We start from the raw sequence: 15,934 nt of genomic DNA, 5'->3' as shown, positions 1-15,934 counted from the left end.
CGTGGCGGCATGAACCTGAATAGTCAGCTTGACCGGGTGCCGGTGCGGACCTTCGCGCAGCAGTTCAGCTCCACCCGGCGGGGTGCTCGGCTCGCCCGGCATCTGGCGGTGATCCAACTCGCGGACTGGGCACTGCCGATCGGCAGTGAGAGGTCCGACGCGGCGGCGCTGCTGGTGTCCGAGATGGTGACCAACGCGGTGACCCACGGGCGGGTCGACGGGCGGGACTTCGAACTGCGGATGGTCCTGCTGGAGGGAGTGCTGAGGGTGGAGGTGTCGGACGCGCGGCGGGAGCGGCGGCCGCAGGTGCTGGAGTGGGGTGGGGAGGGCGGCTACGGGATGCGGATCGTGGACGCGCTCACCTCCGGGTGGGGGGTGCACGACCGGCAGGTCGGGAAGACCGTGTGGGCCGAGCTGGCCGTCGTCCCGACCTGAGGCCACCTGAGGCGACCTGAGGCGACCTGAGCGCCCGCCATGCCCGGCCCCGGCCGCGCCCGCCTCCCGCCGCGGCCCTCCCCGCCGCGCCCGCCCCCGTCAGGGCCAGGTGCGGGAGCTGAGGACCAGGTGGTAGCCGTCGGGGTCGGTGATGGTGACGCCGAACTTGTCCCAGTAGGGGTTGTGGGCCGGGACGCGGGTGCCGCCGTGTTCGGTCAGGCGCTCGACGAGGGAGTCGTCGGGCGCCTGACCGAGGTAGATCACGAAGAGGTCCTCCGGCGTGGGCGCGGGGGTGACCGGGGCCGCCGGGTCCAGGGCGAGCTCGATGTGCCAGGCGCCGTCCTTCGGGCCGACCATCAGCAGGTCGTACTCTCCGGGAACGCGCTCCGTGGTGCGCCACAGGACGTCGAGGCCGAGGCCGTCCACGTAGAAGCGTTCGGCGGCGGCCAGGTCCAGGGAGGGGCGGGCGATGCGGACATGGGCATGGGGATCGATCATGGTCGGATCCTATGGCGGACCCCCCCCCGTGGGCCCCGGTGGGCCCCGGTGGACCCCCGATCAACCCCGGTGGCGCACGCTCAGAGATATTGGGCGTACTCGTCCAGGGTGCGCAGGACCTCCGGTTCGGCGGCCGAGGGGAGTTGCACCACGACCTCCTCCACGCCCAGGTCCGCGTAGTGGGCGAGCTTCCCCGGGGTGGGGTGCACCGCGTACGGGATCACCCGGAGGGCCTTCGGGTCGCGGCCCGCCCGCTCCCAGGAGGCGCGCAGCACCGGCAGGGACTCGGTCAGGCCGCGCCCGCCGATCGGCATCCAGCCGTCCGCGTACTCGGCGATGTGCGCGAACAGCTTGGGACCGGCCGCCCCGCCGATCATGGTGCGCGGGCCGTGCAGCGGTGCGCCGCCCGCCAGCTCCCGGGTCGGCTGCACCGGCTTGGGGTGCGCGTGGCTGGCCCGGACCGACCCGAACTCCCCGATGTACGCCTCGGGTTGCGGTGCCCACAGGGCCCGCATCAGGGCCATCCGGTCCCGGACCAGTTCGCGGCGGGTCCGCCAGTCGACCCCGTGGTCGGCGGCCTCCTCCACGTTCCAGCCGTAGCCGATGCCCAGGGTGAAGCGGCCGCCGGACAGCAGGTCCAGGGTGGCGATCTGCTTGGCGAGGTCCACCGGGTCGTGCTGGGCGACCAGGGTGATGCCGGTGCCCAGATGCAGCCGCTCGGTGACGGCCGAGGCCTGTCCGAGGGCCACGAAGGGGTCCAGGGTGCGCCCGTACTCCGCCGGCAGGTCGCCGCCCATCGGGGCGGGGGACTCCCGGGAGACCGGGATGTGGGTGTGCTCGGGCAGGTACAGGCCGCTGAAACCGCGCTGCTCCAGGGTCCGGGCGAGCCGGACGGGGGACACGGTCCGGTCCGTCAGGAAGATGGTGGCGGCGATCCTCATGTGATGGCACCTCCGTCGAGTGGGGGACCCAAGGTACGGTCTGGGCCTCCAATTGCCGAGGGGGCGCAGGCGGTTGTCCGCGCCTCCCCACCGGACGGGTCCCGGTCAGCCGCGCGGGTAGCGGGCCAGCCAGCCGGAGGAGGGGACCGCGGGGCCGTGCAGGGACGGGCCCTGGGTCATCTCCAGCGCGAAGTCGTCGGACAGCTCCAGGATCGTCGCCCGGCCCTCCAGCTCGGCCAGCCAGGGCGCCGGCAGCGCGGTCTCCCCGTGCAGCGCCCCCAGCAGCGCACCGCAGAGGGCGCCGGTTGCGGTGGAGTCGCCGCCGTGGTTCACGGCGAGCCGGAGGCCGTGCCGGACGTCCTCGGCGACCAACGCGCAGTAGACGGCCACCGCGAGGGCGTCCTCGGCGTCCCGGCCGTCACCCGGGGACAGGGACTCCACCACCTTCGGGGAGGGCGGTCCGGAGGTCACGGCCTGAAGGGCGCGCTGGAGGGCGTCGGTCACCGGCTGCTGGCCGGGCCGGGAACCGAGCAGCCCCAGCGCCCGCTGGACGGCCGAGTCCAGGGAGTCGCCGCGGGTCAGCCCGTGCACGATCACCGCGAAGGCGCCCGCCGACAGATAGGCGATGGGGTGGCCGTGGCTCTGGGCCGCGCACTCCACGGCCAGCTGGAGCACCAGGGCGGGCTCCCAGCCGACGAGCAGCCCGAACGGGGAGGAGCGGACCGTGGCGGCGGCGTCGCGGGCGGTCGGGTTCTTCGGCTTGTCCAGGGTGCCGAGCATCTCGTCCCCGAACCCGGTCAGGCAGGCCCGGTCCGGGCCGCGCCGGGCGTAGAGCCATTCCTCGTGGGCAAGCCAGCCGTTGTCCTCGCGGCGCTCGTCCGGGCCCCAGTCGTGCTGGGTGGCGGCCCACCGCAGATAGGCGCGGTGGATGTCGGTCGGCGGGTGCCAGGCCCCGGTGTCCCGGCGGACATGGGCGCGTATCAGCCCGTCCACGGTGAACAGGGTGAGCTGGGTGGAGGCGGTGACGGAGCCCCGGCGGCCGTAGGCCGGGGCGGGTTCGACCAGGCCCTCCAGGCCGTGGGTCTCCCGGATCCCGTCGAGGGAGAGCCCGGCGACGGGGGCGCCGAGGGCGTCGCCGATGGCCGCGCCCAGCAGGGTGCCGCGGACCCGGCTGCGGAAGTCCTGCTGCTCGGAGCGGCCCCAGAGCGCGGCGCCCGGTCCGGGGGCGGGGGCGGGGCCGGCGGCCGCGCCCGCGGTGCCCGTGGCGCCCGTTCCCGCGCCCGTAACGCCACCCGCACCGGCGCCCGTCGTGTCCCCCGCCGATGCCGTGGTTTCTGCCACCAGGTCCATCCGTCTCCCCGCCCGCCCCTTGTTCTGGCGCGCACTGTAGTGGACATGTTCGGTCGAAAACGGAAGCCAGGCGTCAAGTAGCCCGTAAGTAACCGGAGAAAGGCCGGAAACCGAACAGTTCAGGCCGCCTCCGCCCGGTGGCACGTTTTGCCACTTGACTTCGGGGCGGCCGGTTTCGGCCACGTCTCGTTCATGCGCGGTTCTCCCCGGCCGCCCAGCCTCGGGGGCATGAAGAAGGCAACCCTCGCCGCGACCGCCGTCGCCGCCGCTCTCACCCTCTCCGCGACCGTCGCCCCCGCCGCCCTCGCCCACCCCCACGACCACGGCCGCGGCCACGGCTCCGCCCGGGCCGTCCCCTTCACCGAGGCCACCGTCACGGCCGGCGCCGACGGCTCGTACACCCTGGCCTGGAAGGCGCGGGGCACCGAGCGGGTCACGATCAAGGCGAACGGCAAGGTGGTCGCCCGGGGCGGCGCCACCGGCCGGGCCGTGGTCACCGGGCTGCCCGCAGCCGACCGCCAGTGGTTCGACTTCGACCCGAGCCGCGGCCAGGGGCTGCGACTGGCCGACCGGCTGATCAAGCTGGAGGGCACCGCCAACTTCCGTGACGCGGGCGGCTACCGCACCACCGGCGGCCAGTGGGTCAAGATGGGCGAGATCTACCGCTCGGACGCGCTGAACAAGCTCACCGAGGCCGACCTCGCCAAGCTCCAGCGGCTCCGGTTCAGGACCGTGTTCGACCTCCGCATGGAGGACGAGCGCACCAAGGACGCGGACAAGGTCCCGGCCGGCGCCCGCTACGTGGTCGCCGACGTCTTCGCCGGCTCCGGCTCCTTCCAGACCCTGCCCAGGACCCCCGAGGAAGCCGTCAACAGCATGATCGAGGCCGAGAAGGCCATGGTCGGCGGGGACGGCGGCAAGAAGGCCTACACCCGGGTCTTCGAGGGCATCCAACAGGACCGCGGCCGGTCCGTCCTGTTCCACTGCACCGCCGGGAAGGACCGCACGGGCTGGGCCAACGCCACCCTGCTGACCGCCCTCGGCGTCCCCCGGGAGACCGTGCTCGCCGACTACCTGGCCAGCAACGACTACCGCAAGGCCGCCAACGACGCGATCCTCTCCCACCTCCCGGCCGCCCAGGCCGCCGTGTACAAGCCGCTCCTCGACGTCCGCCCCGAGTACCTCAACTCCGGCTACGCCGAGGTCGAGGCCCGGTTCGGCAGCTTCGACCGCTACCTGAAGCAGGGCCTCGGCATCGACTCCCGCGAGCTGCGCCAGCTGAAGGACGACCTGCTCGTCGGCTGACCCGGCGAACCGGCCGGTCGGCCGGGCGACCGGGTCACCCGGCCGACCGGGCCGGTCAGTCCAGGACCGGCAGCAGCGGCGGCAGGTGCCCGTCCGAGGCGGCCGCCGCCCGCTGCCGCTCCTCGGGCACCTCCCCGTACAGGGTGGTCCGCGCCCGGGCCGGACGGCCGGCCGACTCGGCCACCGCCACCAGGTCGCGGACCGACTTGTACGAGCCGTAACCCGACCCAGCCATCCGGGAGATGGTCTCCTCCATCAGGGTGCCGCCCAGGTCGTTGGCCCCCGACCGCAGCATCTCCGCCGCACCCTCCGAGCCCAGCTTCACCCAGCTGGTCTGGATGTTGGTGATGTGCGGGTGCAGCAGCAGCCGGGCCATCGCCGTCACCGCCCGGTTGTCCCGCACCGTGGGGCCGGGCCGGGCGATGCCCGCCAGGTACACCGGCGCGTTGGTGTGGATGAACGGGAGCGTCACGAACTCCGTGAACCCGCCGGTCTCCTGCTGGATCCGGGACAGCGTCCGGAAGTGCCCGAGCCAGTGCCGGGGCTGGTCCACGTGCCCGTACATCATGGTGGACGAGGAGCGGATGCCCAGCCGGTGGGCGGTGGTGACCACCTCGATCCAGTCGGCGGCCGGGAGCTTGCCCTTGGTGAGGACCCAGCGGACCTCGTCGTCCAGGATCTCCGCCGCCGTGCCCGGGATGGAGTCCAGCCCGGCCTCCTTGGCGGCGGTCAGCCAGTCCCGTACCGACATCCCGGTACGGGTGGCCCCGTTGACCACCTCCATCGGCGAGAACGCGTGCACGTGGATGCCCGGCACCCGCTCCTTCACCGCCCGCGCGATGTCGAAGTACGCCGTCCCCGGCAGGTCCGGGTGGATCCCGCCCTGCATGCACACCTCCACCGCGCCGACCTCCCAGGCCTGCTCGGCCCGGTCGGCCACCTGGTCCAGGGAGAGGGTGTAGGCGTCGGCGTCGGTGCGACGCTGCGCGAAGGCGCAGAACCGGCAGCCGGTGTAGCAGACATTGGTGAAATTGATGTTCCGGGTGACCACATATGTCACCTCGTCGCCCACCACGTCCCGGCGCAGCTCGTCGGCGATCCGGCACAGGGCGTCCAGCGCCGGGCCGTCCGCGTGCAGCAGCGCCAGCGCCTCGGCGTCGGTGAGCCGGGTGGGGTCGTCGGCTGCGGTGGCCAGCGCCGAGCGCACGTCGGTGTCGATCCGCTGCGGCACCATCCCGGGGGCGGCGGCCTCGCGGAGCGCCTCCCAGTCCCCGTAGACGTGGTCGAAGTCCTCCCGGCGGTCCCCGGTGCGGCCCTCGGTGTCGACGGCGGTGTGCAGATCGGTCCGCCCGTACGCCGTGAACGCCTCGTCGGGCTCCTGCCAGGGGCGGCCCTCGACCACCGCCTCCTCGTCGGCCAGTCCGGTCTCCGGATCGGCCAGCGCGCGGACGTGCGGGAGCAGCCGGGGGTCCAGCCAGGGTTCGCCGCGGCGGAGGAACTCGGGGTAGATGGTGAGGCGTTCGCGGAGCGTGAAGCCGGCGGCCGCGGTGCGGGCCGACAGCTCCTCGATGTGCGGCCAGGGCCGCTCCGGGTTGACGTGGTCCGGGGTCAGCGGGGAGACCCCGCCCCAGTCGTCGATGCCCGCGCCGATGAGCAGCGCGTACTCCTCGTCCACCAGGTTCGGCGGCGCCTGGATACGGGCCGAGGGCCCCAGCAGGTGCCGGGCGACCGCGATGGCGGCGGCCAGCTCCTCCAGCTCCGCGTCCGGCATGCCGCGCATGGCGGTGTCCGGCTTGGCGCGGAAGTTCTGGACGATGACCTCCTGCACGCCCTGGTAGGCGCGCTGGATCCGGCGGAGTTCGAAGAAGGCCTCGGCCCGTTCCTCGTGGGTCTCGCCGATGCCGATCAGCACCCCGGTGGTGAAGGGGACGTTGGAGCGCCCGGCGTCCTCCAGCACCCGGAGGCGGACCGCCGGCTCCTTGTCGGGCGAGCCGTGGTGCGGGCCGCCCGGCTCCGACCACAGCCGGGTGGCGGTGGTCTCCAGCATCATGCCCATGCTCGGCGCCACCGGCTTGAGCCGCTGGAGCTCGGACCAGCTCATCACCCCCGGGTTCAGGTGCGGCAGCAGGCCGGTCTCCTCCAGCACCCGGACGGCCATGGCCCGGACATAGGCGAGGGTGTCGTCGTATCCGTGCGCGTCCAGCCATTCGCGGGCCTCGGGCCAGCGGTCCTCGGGGCGGTCGCCGAGGGTGAACAGGGCTTCCTTGCAGCCGAGCGCGGCACCCTTGCGGGCGATGTCGAGGACCTCGTCGGGGGACAGGTACATCCCGTGGCCGTCCCGCCGCAGCTTGCCGGGGACGGTGACGAAGGTGCAGTAGTGGCACTTGTCCCGGCAGAGCCGGGTCAGCGGGATGAACACCTTGCGCGAATAGGTGATGACGCCCGGCCGGCCGGCCGCCGCGAGCCCGGCGTCCCGGACCCGGGCGGCGGAGGCGGCGAGGTCCTTGAGGTCCTCGCCGCGGGCCCGGAGCAGCACCGCGGCCTCGGTCACATCGAGCGCGACACCGTCGCGGGCCCGCCGCAACGCTCGGCGCATGGCGTTCTCGGTCGGAGCGGCGGCACTACCCGTAGTGGTCATGAGGGGAGCATACGATCCGAAGTTCGGCCGTCGTCCGCCCTCATCGCATCAGTTCACCGGCGTTGACCAGCAGCGATTGGCCGGTTATCGCCCGTGCCCGGTCGGAGGCGAGGAAGGCGGCGGCATCCGCCACGTCCCCGTCGGTGGCCAGCTCCGGCAGCGCCATCCGTTCGGTGAGCCGGCCCAGCACCTCCTCCTCGCTGGTCTGCTCCCCGTGCGCGGTGAAGGTGACGAAGGCCTGCACCGGCGGACCCCACATCCAGCCGGGCAGCACGGTGTTGACCCGGATCCGGTCCGGGCCCAGTTCCCGGGCCATGGAGTACATGGCGGAGGTCAGCGCGCCCTTGGAGGCGGCGTAGGCGGCCTGCTGCACCTGGGAGGGGGCCGCCACCGCGGACTGGGTGCCGATGATGACCACCGAGCCGCCGCGTTCCCTGAGCGCGGGCAGACAGGCCCGGGTCATCCGCAGGGTGCCGAGCAGGTTGACGTCCATGATCTGCTGCCAGGTCCCGAAGTCGGCGTCCTGGAGGCCCCCGAAGTAGGAGTCCCAGGCCGCGACGTGCACCACCGCGTCGATCCCGCCGAACCGCTCCACGGCGAGGGCGGCCAGCGCCTCGCACTGCGCCTCGTCGGTGATGTCGGTGGTGCGGTGGGCGGTGTGGGCGCCGTCGGGGTCGATCTCGGCGGCGGACTTGGCCAGGTTGGCGGCGGTCCGCGCGCCGAGCACGGCGTTCCCGCCGTCCCGTACGACGGTGGCGGCGACCTGGTGGCCGAGTCCGGCGCCGACGCCGGAGACGATGACGGTCTTCCCTTGCAGCAGCATGAGCGTGGCCTCCCGGAGGGCACCGAATCCCGACGCAGGTTTCCCGGCACCGGTTTCTTGACGGTGCGTCAGATTAGGCGGCCGGGCCCGGGAAGGAAAGGGCCGTGCGCGGGCTCAGGCGGCGGTCCCGGGGGTCCCGGCGACCGCGGCGGCCAGCCGGCTCAGGCCTTCGGTGATCTCGGCGGGGGTGTGGGTGGTGAACGACAGCCGCAGGGTGCGGTGGTCGGGGGTGCCGGTGAAGAACGGCGCACCCGGCACGAAGGCCACGTCGTGGGCGACCGCGGACTTCAGCAGCGCCCCGGCGTCCGCGCCCTCGGGGAGCCGCGCCCAGACGAACATCCCGCCCTCCGGCCGGTTCCAGGAGGACCCCTCCGGCAGCGCCCCGGCCAGCCCGTCGAGGAGGGCGTCCCGGCGGATCCGGTAGGCCGCCCGTATCCGGTCCAGGTGCCCGTCGAGGTCGGCCGTCGTCAGGTAGTGCGCGGCGGCCAGCTGGTCCACGGTGGAGGTGTGCAGATCGGCCGCCTGCTTGGCCACCACGGCGGCCCGGCGCAGGGCGGCCGGCGCCCGCAGCCAGCCCAGCCGCAGCCCCGGGGCCATGGTCTTGGAGAAGCTGCCGAGCAGCGCGGTGCGGTCCGCCGCCGCCGGGTGCGCGGCGATCCAGGGGACTTCGGCGCCCTCGTAGCGGAGCTCCCCGTAGGGGTCGTCCTCCACCAGCCACAGACCCAGCCGGGCCGCTGTCCCGGCGACGGCCGCCCGGCGGTCGGCCGGCAGGGTCCGGCCGGTGGGGTTCTGGAAGGTCGGCACCGAATAGAAGAGTTTGGGCCGCTCGCGGATTACGGCCGCCTCCAGGGCCTCCGGGAGCACCCCGTCCGCGTCGCAGTCCACCGGGACCACCCGTGCCCCGGCGAGTCCGAAGCACTGGAGGGCGGCGAGGTAGGTGGGGTTCTCCACCAGCACCACGTCGCCGGGCTCCACCAGGGTGGCGGTGACCAGGGCGAGTGCCTGCTGGGAGCCGGTGGTCACCAGGAGGTCCTCGGGGCCGGTGGCCGGTCCGCGGGCGGCCACCCGGGCGGCCACCGCGGCGCGCAGCTCGGGTGCGCCCTCGGTGGTGGAGTACTGGAGGGCGCGGCGGGGCGTGGCGGTGAGGGCGGCCTGGTAGGCGGTGCGCAGGCCCTCGGTGTCGAACAGCTCGGGTGCGGGGAGGCCGCCGGCGAAGGAGATCACCCCGGGGCGTTCGGTGAGCGCCAGGATCTCGCGTACCGGCGAACCGCCGACGGTGGTCGCGCGGGCGGCGAACGAGGGTGGCGGCTGGGTGCGCATGGGGGCTCCTCGGTGACGGGTGGCCGCCACCCTAGTGAAGGAACATGTATCCGCCAACTAGTTTCCCGGAACTCGGACTCCCGTCCCGCGGGCCATGGTCGGGGCCGCCGACCCCTCCCCATCTGATGCGCCATCAGTTACACCGGTGCCATGACCACTGACGGACAAGAGGACACCAGGGCCGGGGACTACGCGGAGCTGGCGGCGGTCGGCCCCTACGGGGTCCGGCCCGGCCACGCCCTGATCACCATGGTGGAGCCGCACCCGGGCCACGAGTACGCCTACAACCGCTGGTACGAGGACGACCACTACTACGCCGGGGCCATGGCCATGCCGTGGATGTACGCCGGCCGCCGCTGGGTGGCCACCCGGGACCTCCAGGAGCTGCGCTACCCCGAGAAGTCGGCGGTGGCCCAGCCGGTCACCGCGGGCTGCTACCTCTCCACCTACTGGGTGACCCGGGGCCGCTACGACGAGCACATGAAGTGGACCGTCGGCATCAACAAGCGGCTCAACCGGGACGGCCGGGTCTACCAGGACCGCACCCACGTGTTCACGGCCTTCCAGGACCACCAGGCCACCGTCTACCGGGACGGGGCCGCCGGCCCCCGCGACTTCCACGCCCTCGACCACCCCTACGCCGGGCTGGTCCTGACCGTCATCGACGCCGAGGGCCCCGAGCGGCGGGCCGAGCTCCTGGAGTGGCTGCGGTCCCGGTGCCTGCCCCAGCGGCTGGCGGGCGGCCCGGCCGCGCTGGTGACGGTGTTCCGGCCGACCCCGCTGCCCGGGGACCGGATGACCTATGTGAAGCAGGTCGAGGGGGTCGACACCCGGCTGACCCTGCTGTGGTTCCTGGAGGCCGACCCCCGGGACTGCTGGGACCGCTTCCGGGGCCTCGACGAGGAGGTCGCCGGGACCGGACTGGGCCGGGTGGAGCTGGTCGCCCCGTTCGTCCCCACCGTCCCCGGCACCGACCGGTACGTGGACCAGTTGCGCTGACGGGCGTGGCCGAGCCCCCTCGGCCGGGACGGCGGACCAGTCGAGAGGGCTCTTTCGATGTGCGGAACGAAATCGGGGTGTGCGCCTCGTGGTTCAGACGAGGCGTCCCAGCCCACCCTCGGTGACTCCGTTGACGAAGGAGGTCCAGGAGGCCGGCGCGAAGGCGACGGACGGGCCGTCCTGCACCTTCGAGTCGCGGACCGCGACGGTCTCCATGACGGGGGACTTGACTTCGATGCACGCACCGTTGCCGGTGGAGTAGGAGGACTTGGTCCAGTTGGTCGTGGCGCCCTGGCGAATGGCCATTGTTCTCTCCGGTTCAGCGAGTCCTGTCGGCACGTCAGATTGGGGTGACGTGTCGCCGGCCTTCTCTCGACCGACGTGATCGACGCTACTCGCCCCGCCCGATGGGTGAAGAGGTCATTCACTCGACCGGGTGGCATATTCCATTCAGGCCTTCTACGGCCGGGAGGTGACGGTGTACCGTACCGGCCCCCCGGCCGCCGGGGCCGCGAATCAGGCCTTGTGTTGGTATTGGTCGATGATGTCGGAAATGAAGTCCCGGGTCTGTTCCACATTGAGGGCCTGGGCGCGCAGATGCTCGTACATCACGCTGTACTTCTGCACGTCGTTGGCCTTTTCCAGGTACAGGTCGCTCGTCACGCCCTCGATGTAGACCACGGTCGAATCGGAGGTGTCCGGGAATTCGAGAATGGCGTACTGCCCGTTCACCCCCGGGTGGGCGCCCATCGAGAACGGCATCACCTGGACCGTGACATGCGGCAGTTCCGACTGGTCTATCAGGTGCTCCAGCTGCCGGACCATCACCTCCCGGTCGCCCACCTCCCGGCGCAGCGCCGCCTCGTCGATGACCGCCCACAGCCGCAGCGGGCCGAGCTCAGGATTGCTGTTCACGGCCGCCGACAGCCGGTCCTGGCGCCGCATCCGCACCTGCATCCGCTTGTCGATGTCCACCGGGGCGGTCTCCGGAAGCGCGCCGCGGATGATGGCCTGCGCGTACTCCGGGGTCTGCAACAGCCCCGGCACCACCTGCGGTTCGTAGACCCGCAGACTGGCCGCGTCGGTCTCCAGGCCGATGTAGACGCTGTACGGGATGTCGCCGAAGGCGTGCCACCAGCCCTGCTGGCGGGAGTCCTTGGCCATCTGCATCAGCGAGTCCACCAGCCGGCGGTCGTCGACCTCGTACACCTCGCAGAGGTCGCGGACGTCCCGCTGGCTGATCGAGCGGCGGCCGTTCTCCAGCCTGCTGATCTTCGACTGGGAGACCAGCAGGCGCTCGGCGACCTGCTCGGCAGTCATGCCCTTGTCCTCGCGGAGCTTGCGCAGCTCCATGCCGAGTCGGCGCCGTCGGACGGTCGGGTTGACATTGGACGCCACGGGATCGGCACCTCCGCCTTCTGTCTGTCTCTGTGCGCTACGTGTCTGGTAGGGAGCAGAGTGCCACCGAACAGCGTGTCACCGCTGGTGAATGGCAGGGAAAACAGATGCGCGCGGGGTGCCGGGGCCGGCGGACCGGCCTCGGCACCCCGCGCGCACTGGCGGCGGTGACGCTGCGATGGATCTGATGGATCTGCTGGTGCTGGGGTTGCTACGCCCACCGCCGGGGGCGGCGGGTCAGTGTGCGACCCCCACGCCGGCTCCGGCGCGGGCCATCGGCGCACCGCGCCGCGGCTGCGAGGGAACCCCGCCCGCCGTGGGGCGGGCACCCGGTACCGGCGCGGACGCCGGTGCCGCGGCACGCTCCCGGCGCGGCTGTGCGGCCACACCGTTCTGGACGTCCATCACGGCGTGCGCCACGAGTCCGCCCATGGGGTCGTGCCGGATCAGGTCCCGCAGCCGGGACCTGGAGGAACGACCCTCGTTGCCGGGGTACAGGTGCTTGCCGAGTCCGACCGCGTGGGCCAGTGCGGCGAGCGCCGCGGTCCGCGGGTCCGGGGGTACCCCGGTGCGGATCGCACTGTCGAGCCGGGCACGGATCTCCCGGCTGATCGCCGTATCGGTCGCCTGGTAGCGAGTCGTCGGCAGCACCCCGCACATCTGGCCCGCGACGGCATGGACCATGCCGCAGCGCTCCAGGTGCGCGAGGTAGATCTGACGGAGCCCCAGCCGGGGTCCGCCTATCCAGTGGACGGCCCGGACCGGGCTGCCGCGACGGCGCAGCAGCTCCAGTGCGGAGTCCAGAGTCGGATCTCCTGTCGGCCGTGGCATCACCACGGCGATACGATCCCCGTCAGGGGCTATCCGTCCTGCCAGAGCCAGCTCCACTAGCTGTGCCCCGGCCAGGCCGAGGTCGAGCGACTGCGGCTGCGCCGTGGTACCCGTCGTCGGGTCCAAGGCGAGCAGCAGAAGCTCCTCCGGAATTGTTCTGCGGCTCTTGCCCATCCATGCCTCCCCGCGTGGATGAGTGACAGGGTGACCCCTCTCACATTCATCTGTCGAGAGTGCGTGTCTTCTTTGTGGGGGAACCGGCGGCTATGTCGTTCTCGTCTAGCACGGGGGCGATGCCCCCTAGACGGGACACTGGTAGACGGTTCGGACAGCGATGGAGGAGGAACTGGTGGCGGGCGAGTCCCCCGACAAGTCGGTAGAGCAGGGTTCGTCGGGGGCGGCGGCCCCCCTGGACGACGAGCGCGACCCCAAGGGTCCCTCCACCCCGCCTGAACGCGACCCCCGCCTATCGGTCCTCCGCCCGCGCGACCCCGAACCCCAGGACCCCCTCCGCGCGGCCGTAGCCGCCTGGGTGGCCACCTCCGACCCGGACAGTGCCCCGGACTCCGGCACGGGCTCCGGTACGGCTTCCGGCGGCGCGGCCTCCGCAGCGCCGGCCCCGGCCCCGACGGGCCGCGACTCCTCCGACGCCTCCGGCTCCGGTTCTGGTTCTGGTTCCGATGGCCCCGACGCGGGCGCCCCCGCGTCGGGTTCGAGCCGCGCGGGCGCGGGCGCCGCCGGGTCGTCGCCTAAGGCGGAGCCCGCCGGCTCCGACGACTCGGCCGCGTCTGGGCGGGAGCGGGGCTCCACCGAGCCCGCCGACCCCGAGCGCACCGCGGTCTTCCGCGCCATCCGCCCGCCGGCGGCCGACGCACCCGCCCCGGCGGAGCCGAAGGGCGACGCGGGGGCGGAGCCGGCCGGGGCCGAAGGCTCCGCCGACGCGGCGGTGCGGGAGCGGAGCTCCGCGGAGCCCGCCGCCCCGGCCGACGCGGAACGTACGGCGGTCTTCCGCGCCATCCGCCCGCCGGCGGCCGACGCACCCGCCCCGGCGGAGCCGAAGGGCGACGCGGGGGCGGAGCCCGGCACCGGCACCGGCACCGGTTCTGCTTCCGGTTCGGGTTCCGGTTCGGGTTCCCGTTCGAGCGGAGGCGAGGGTGGCGACCCGGAGCGGACGGCTGTCTTCCGGGCGGTCCGGCCGCCCGTGGAGGGCGACCGCCCGGAGTCCGGCAAGGCCGGTTCCGGCGCGGGCGAAGCCCGCCGCGGGGAGCCCGCCGAGCCCGACGCTTCCGAGCGCACCGCCGTGTTCCGCACGGTCAAGCCGCCCGTCGCCCCGGCCTCGGCCGATGGCGCGGGGGACACCGAGCGCACCGCGGTGTTCCGGGCCGTCAAGCCGGGCCGTCCGGACGGTGACCCCGCGCTTCGCGGTGCCGTTCAGCCGGGCATGCGCGAGGACTCCGCACCCACCCCGAAGGATTCCGCTTCCGACTCCGCTCCGGCCGCCGAGGACAGCGAGCGGACGGCCGTCTTCCGCGCCGTACGCGCCGATGTCCCGGCCGCCCCCGCCCCCGCCGGGGACAAGGGCTGGTTCGGCCCGGCCGCCGACCCGAAGCCCGCCCGCCCCACCCCCGAGCGCGCGACCCCGCCCCCCGCCGCCGACGCCGGCCCCGCCAGTCGCGGTACGGACTCCGCGCCCGGTACCGAGCGTGCCCAGGCCGGCCCCGCCGCCGACGCCAAGCCCGCCGCGTCCGCCGAAGGCAAGCCCGCCGGCGCCACGGCCCCGCGCGAGCGCGCCAGTACCTTCGTACCGCTGCGCACCGACGAGGACCTGCCCAGGTCCACCCCGGCCCCCCGGCCCGCGGCCGACACCCGGACGGCCGGGGCGGCGGCGGCCGCCGCCAAGCCCGCCGCCGGACCCGGCAAGGTCCACGCGAGCGGAACGCCCCAGGGCCAGGGCCAGGGCCAGGCCCAGGGCCAGGGCAATGCCCAGCCCCGGGACCCGGACCGTTCCGGTCCCGTGCTGGAGCGGACCACGCAGCAGCCGCTGCCGCCCCGCCCGCCGCTGGACATGCTCGCCGAGCTGACCAACAACCCGCCGCCCCCGCCGAGCGCGCTCCGCACCACGGTCCGCCGGGTCAAGATCTACGCGCCGCTGCTGGTGCTGCTCGCCGTGATCCTCGGGATCGTCCAGCTGGTCCGCCCGCTGCCCGATCCGCGGCTGGTGATGACGGCCGAGGGCTCCTACACCTTCCCCGGCGGGAAGCCGGAGCTGCCCACCCCCTCCGAGGGCCAGTCCTTCATGGCGGCCGCCGGCATCGGCCCGGTCGGCTCCTCGGGCGAGCAGAAGCCCGTGCCGATCGCCAGCGTGACCAAGGCCATGACGGCGTACATCATCCTGCGCGACCACCCCATGAAGAAGGGGGAGGAGGGCCCGATGATCCCCATCGACCGGCTCGCGGAGGAAGAGGGCGGCAAGGACAAGTCCGACAACGAGTCCACCCTGAACACGGTGAAGGAGGGCGAGCAGATCTCCCAGTACGACGCCATCGCCGCCCTCATGATCCCGTCCGCGAACAACATCGCGCGGCTGCTGGCCCGCTGGGACAGCGGCGGCGACCAGGCGGCGTTCGTCAAGAAGATGAACGACACCGCCAAGGAACTCGGCATGACCAACACCACGTACACCGACCCGTCGGGTCTGGACGCGACCACGGTCAGCACCGCCGAGGACCAGGTCAAGCTCGGCCTCAAGATCGTCGAGATGGAAGCCCTGATCGCGATCACCAAGCTGCCGGAGTGGGTCGACGACTCGGGCAAGAAGTGGCGCAACTGGAACGACCTCGTTCCCTTCAACGGCTCGCTCGGCATCAAGACCGGCTCCACCACCAAGGGCGGCGGCAACCTGCTCTTCGCCGCCGAGAAGAAGGTCGGCAAGACCAACCAGCTGATCGTCGGAGCCGTCCTTGGCCAGCACAAGACGCCGATCCTGGGCACCGCCATCGCGGCCAGCAAGAAGATGATGCTGGCCACCCAGAAGATGCTGACGGACGCGCCGGTGGTGAAGAAGGGCGATGTCGTCGGCCATGTGGACGACGGGCTCGGCGGCCGGACCCCGGTGGTGGCCACCGCCGACGTCCAGGCAATCGGCTGGCCTTCGGTGACGGTGGACGTCAAGCTGGAGGACGGCGGCACCCTGCCTCAGTCGGCGAAGGCCGGCACCGAGGTCGGCGTGCTGACCGTCGGTGAGGGGGCCAGCCAGGTGAAGGTGCCGGTGGCCCTTCAGAACGACCTGGTCGCGCCCGGTATCGGGAGCAAGCTCACCCGGGTCGGCTGACCGCCGGACGGGACGCATATGACGATCGCCGGCGCCCCGGGCAACCCCGGGGCGCCGGTGCGCGT

General features: G+C 73.2%; 13 protein-coding genes. 4 read left to right on the top strand and 9 right to left on the bottom strand.

The features are described 5' to 3' along the window. Positions 1-9: 9 nt before the first annotated feature. Positions 10-435 (top strand): ATP-binding protein, encoded by a 426-nt coding sequence (locus ACZ50K_RS13480; RefSeq protein ID WP_468901756.1) that lies wholly within the window; start codon positions 10-12, stop codon positions 433-435. A gap of 99 nt (positions 436-534) precedes the next feature. Here ACZ50K_RS13480 and ACZ50K_RS13475 read toward each other — a convergent pair whose 3' ends face one another. The 3 genes from ACZ50K_RS13475 to ACZ50K_RS13465 all read right to left on the bottom strand — a co-directional run bounded on the left by ACZ50K_RS13475 (position 535) and on the right by ACZ50K_RS13465 (position 3,029). Then, positions 535-933 (bottom strand): VOC family protein, encoded by a 399-nt coding sequence (locus tag ACZ50K_RS13475; RefSeq protein WP_468901753.1) that lies wholly within the window; start codon positions 931-933, stop codon positions 535-537. 80 nt (positions 934-1,013) lie between these two features. Next, positions 1,014-1,874, bottom strand: a complete 861-nt coding sequence (locus ACZ50K_RS13470; RefSeq protein ID WP_468901750.1) for a TIGR03619 family F420-dependent LLM class oxidoreductase — start codon at positions 1,872-1,874, stop codon at positions 1,014-1,016. A gap of 105 nt (positions 1,875-1,979) precedes the next feature. Next, positions 1,980-3,029 carry an ADP-ribosylglycohydrolase family protein gene (locus tag ACZ50K_RS13465; RefSeq protein ID WP_468902415.1) on the bottom strand — a complete coding sequence of 350 codons (1,050 nt, stop codon included), beginning with the start codon at positions 3,027-3,029 and terminating at the stop codon, positions 1,980-1,982. Positions 3,030-3,452: 423 nt separating this feature from the next. Here ACZ50K_RS13465 and ACZ50K_RS13460 point away from each other — a divergent pair, with 423 nt between their 5' ends. Continuing rightward, a complete protein-coding gene (locus tag ACZ50K_RS13460; RefSeq protein WP_468901747.1) occupies positions 3,453-4,529 on the top strand; it encodes a tyrosine-protein phosphatase in 1,077 nt (358 codons plus the stop codon). Between the two features lie 55 nt (positions 4,530-4,584). Here ACZ50K_RS13460 and ACZ50K_RS13455 read toward each other — a convergent pair whose 3' ends face one another. The 3 genes from ACZ50K_RS13455 to ACZ50K_RS13445 form a co-directional block, all read right to left on the bottom strand. Then, a complete protein-coding gene (locus ACZ50K_RS13455) occupies positions 4,585-7,167 on the bottom strand; it encodes a bifunctional FO biosynthesis protein CofGH (protein ID WP_468901744.1) in 2,583 nt (860 codons plus the stop codon). Between the two features lie 40 nt (positions 7,168-7,207). Beyond that, a complete protein-coding gene (locus tag ACZ50K_RS13450) occupies positions 7,208-7,990 on the bottom strand; it encodes an SDR family oxidoreductase (protein ID WP_468901742.1) in 783 nt (260 codons plus the stop codon). Positions 7,991-8,104: 114 nt separating this feature from the next. Further along, positions 8,105-9,310, bottom strand: coding sequence for an aminotransferase-like domain-containing protein (locus ACZ50K_RS13445; RefSeq protein WP_468901739.1), 1,206 nt, complete (start codon positions 9,308-9,310; stop codon positions 8,105-8,107). Between the two features lie 150 nt (positions 9,311-9,460). Between ACZ50K_RS13445 and ACZ50K_RS13440 the strand changes: the two genes are divergently transcribed. After that, entirely contained in the window at positions 9,461-10,309 is an 849-nt protein-coding gene (locus ACZ50K_RS13440; protein ID WP_468901736.1) for a hypothetical protein, read from the top strand. A gap of 93 nt (positions 10,310-10,402) precedes the next feature. Here ACZ50K_RS13440 and ACZ50K_RS13435 read toward each other — a convergent pair whose 3' ends face one another. The 3 genes from ACZ50K_RS13435 to ACZ50K_RS13425 all read right to left on the bottom strand — a co-directional run bounded on the left by ACZ50K_RS13435 (position 10,403) and on the right by ACZ50K_RS13425 (position 12,712). Then, positions 10,403-10,615 carry a DUF397 domain-containing protein gene (locus ACZ50K_RS13435; protein ID WP_468901734.1) on the bottom strand — a complete coding sequence of 71 codons (213 nt, stop codon included), beginning with the start codon at positions 10,613-10,615 and terminating at the stop codon, positions 10,403-10,405. A 210-nt stretch (positions 10,616-10,825) separates the two neighbouring features. Further along, positions 10,826-11,707, bottom strand: coding sequence for a helix-turn-helix domain-containing protein (locus tag ACZ50K_RS13430; RefSeq protein WP_468901732.1), 882 nt, complete (start codon positions 11,705-11,707; stop codon positions 10,826-10,828). A gap of 237 nt (positions 11,708-11,944) precedes the next feature. Beyond that, positions 11,945-12,712 carry a GOLPH3/VPS74 family protein gene (locus ACZ50K_RS13425; protein WP_468901729.1) on the bottom strand — a complete coding sequence of 256 codons (768 nt, stop codon included), beginning with the start codon at positions 12,710-12,712 and terminating at the stop codon, positions 11,945-11,947. 160 nt (positions 12,713-12,872) lie between these two features. Between ACZ50K_RS13425 and ACZ50K_RS13420 the strand changes: the two genes are divergently transcribed. After that, the gene (locus ACZ50K_RS13420; RefSeq protein ID WP_468901727.1) at positions 12,873-15,869 is read left to right on the top strand and encodes a hypothetical protein; all 2,997 of its coding nucleotides are present in this window, start codon (positions 12,873-12,875) and stop codon (positions 15,867-15,869) included. The last annotated feature ends 65 nt before the right edge of the window (positions 15,870-15,934 follow it).

It is taken from the genome of Streptomyces sp. NPDC033845 (assembly GCF_055576225.1).
The sequence above is the reverse complement of the archived record's forward strand: the minus strand, read 5'-3'. Positions and strand labels throughout refer to the sequence as shown.

Coding starts and splice junctions, on each gene's coding strand:
- ACZ50K_RS13470 (WP_468901750.1), bottom strand. CDS start 1,874: ATGAGGATCGCCGCCACCATCTTCCTGACGGACCGGACCGTGTCCCCC.
- ACZ50K_RS13445 (WP_468901739.1), bottom strand. CDS start 9,310: ATGCGCACCCAGCCGCCACCCTCGTTCGCCGCCCGCGCGACCACCGTC.
- ACZ50K_RS13455 (WP_468901744.1), bottom strand. CDS start 7,167: ATGACCACTACGGGTAGTGCCGCCGCTCCGACCGAGAACGCCATGCGC.
- ACZ50K_RS13420 (WP_468901727.1), top strand. CDS start 12,873: ATGGAGGAGGAACTGGTGGCGGGCGAGTCCCCCGACAAGTCGGTAGAG.
- ACZ50K_RS13435 (WP_468901734.1), bottom strand. CDS start 10,615: ATGGCCATTCGCCAGGGCGCCACGACCAACTGGACCAAGTCCTCCTAC.
- ACZ50K_RS13460 (WP_468901747.1), top strand. CDS start 3,453: ATGAAGAAGGCAACCCTCGCCGCGACCGCCGTCGCCGCCGCTCTCACC.
- ACZ50K_RS13425 (WP_468901729.1), bottom strand. CDS start 12,712: ATGGGCAAGAGCCGCAGAACAATTCCGGAGGAGCTTCTGCTGCTCGCC.
- ACZ50K_RS13475 (WP_468901753.1), bottom strand. CDS start 933: ATGATCGATCCCCATGCCCATGTCCGCATCGCCCGCCCCTCCCTGGAC.
- ACZ50K_RS13450 (WP_468901742.1), bottom strand. CDS start 7,990: ATGCTGCTGCAAGGGAAGACCGTCATCGTCTCCGGCGTCGGCGCCGGA.
- ACZ50K_RS13480 (WP_468901756.1), top strand. CDS start 10: ATGAACCTGAATAGTCAGCTTGACCGGGTGCCGGTGCGGACCTTCGCG.
- ACZ50K_RS13440 (WP_468901736.1), top strand. CDS start 9,461: ATGACCACTGACGGACAAGAGGACACCAGGGCCGGGGACTACGCGGAG.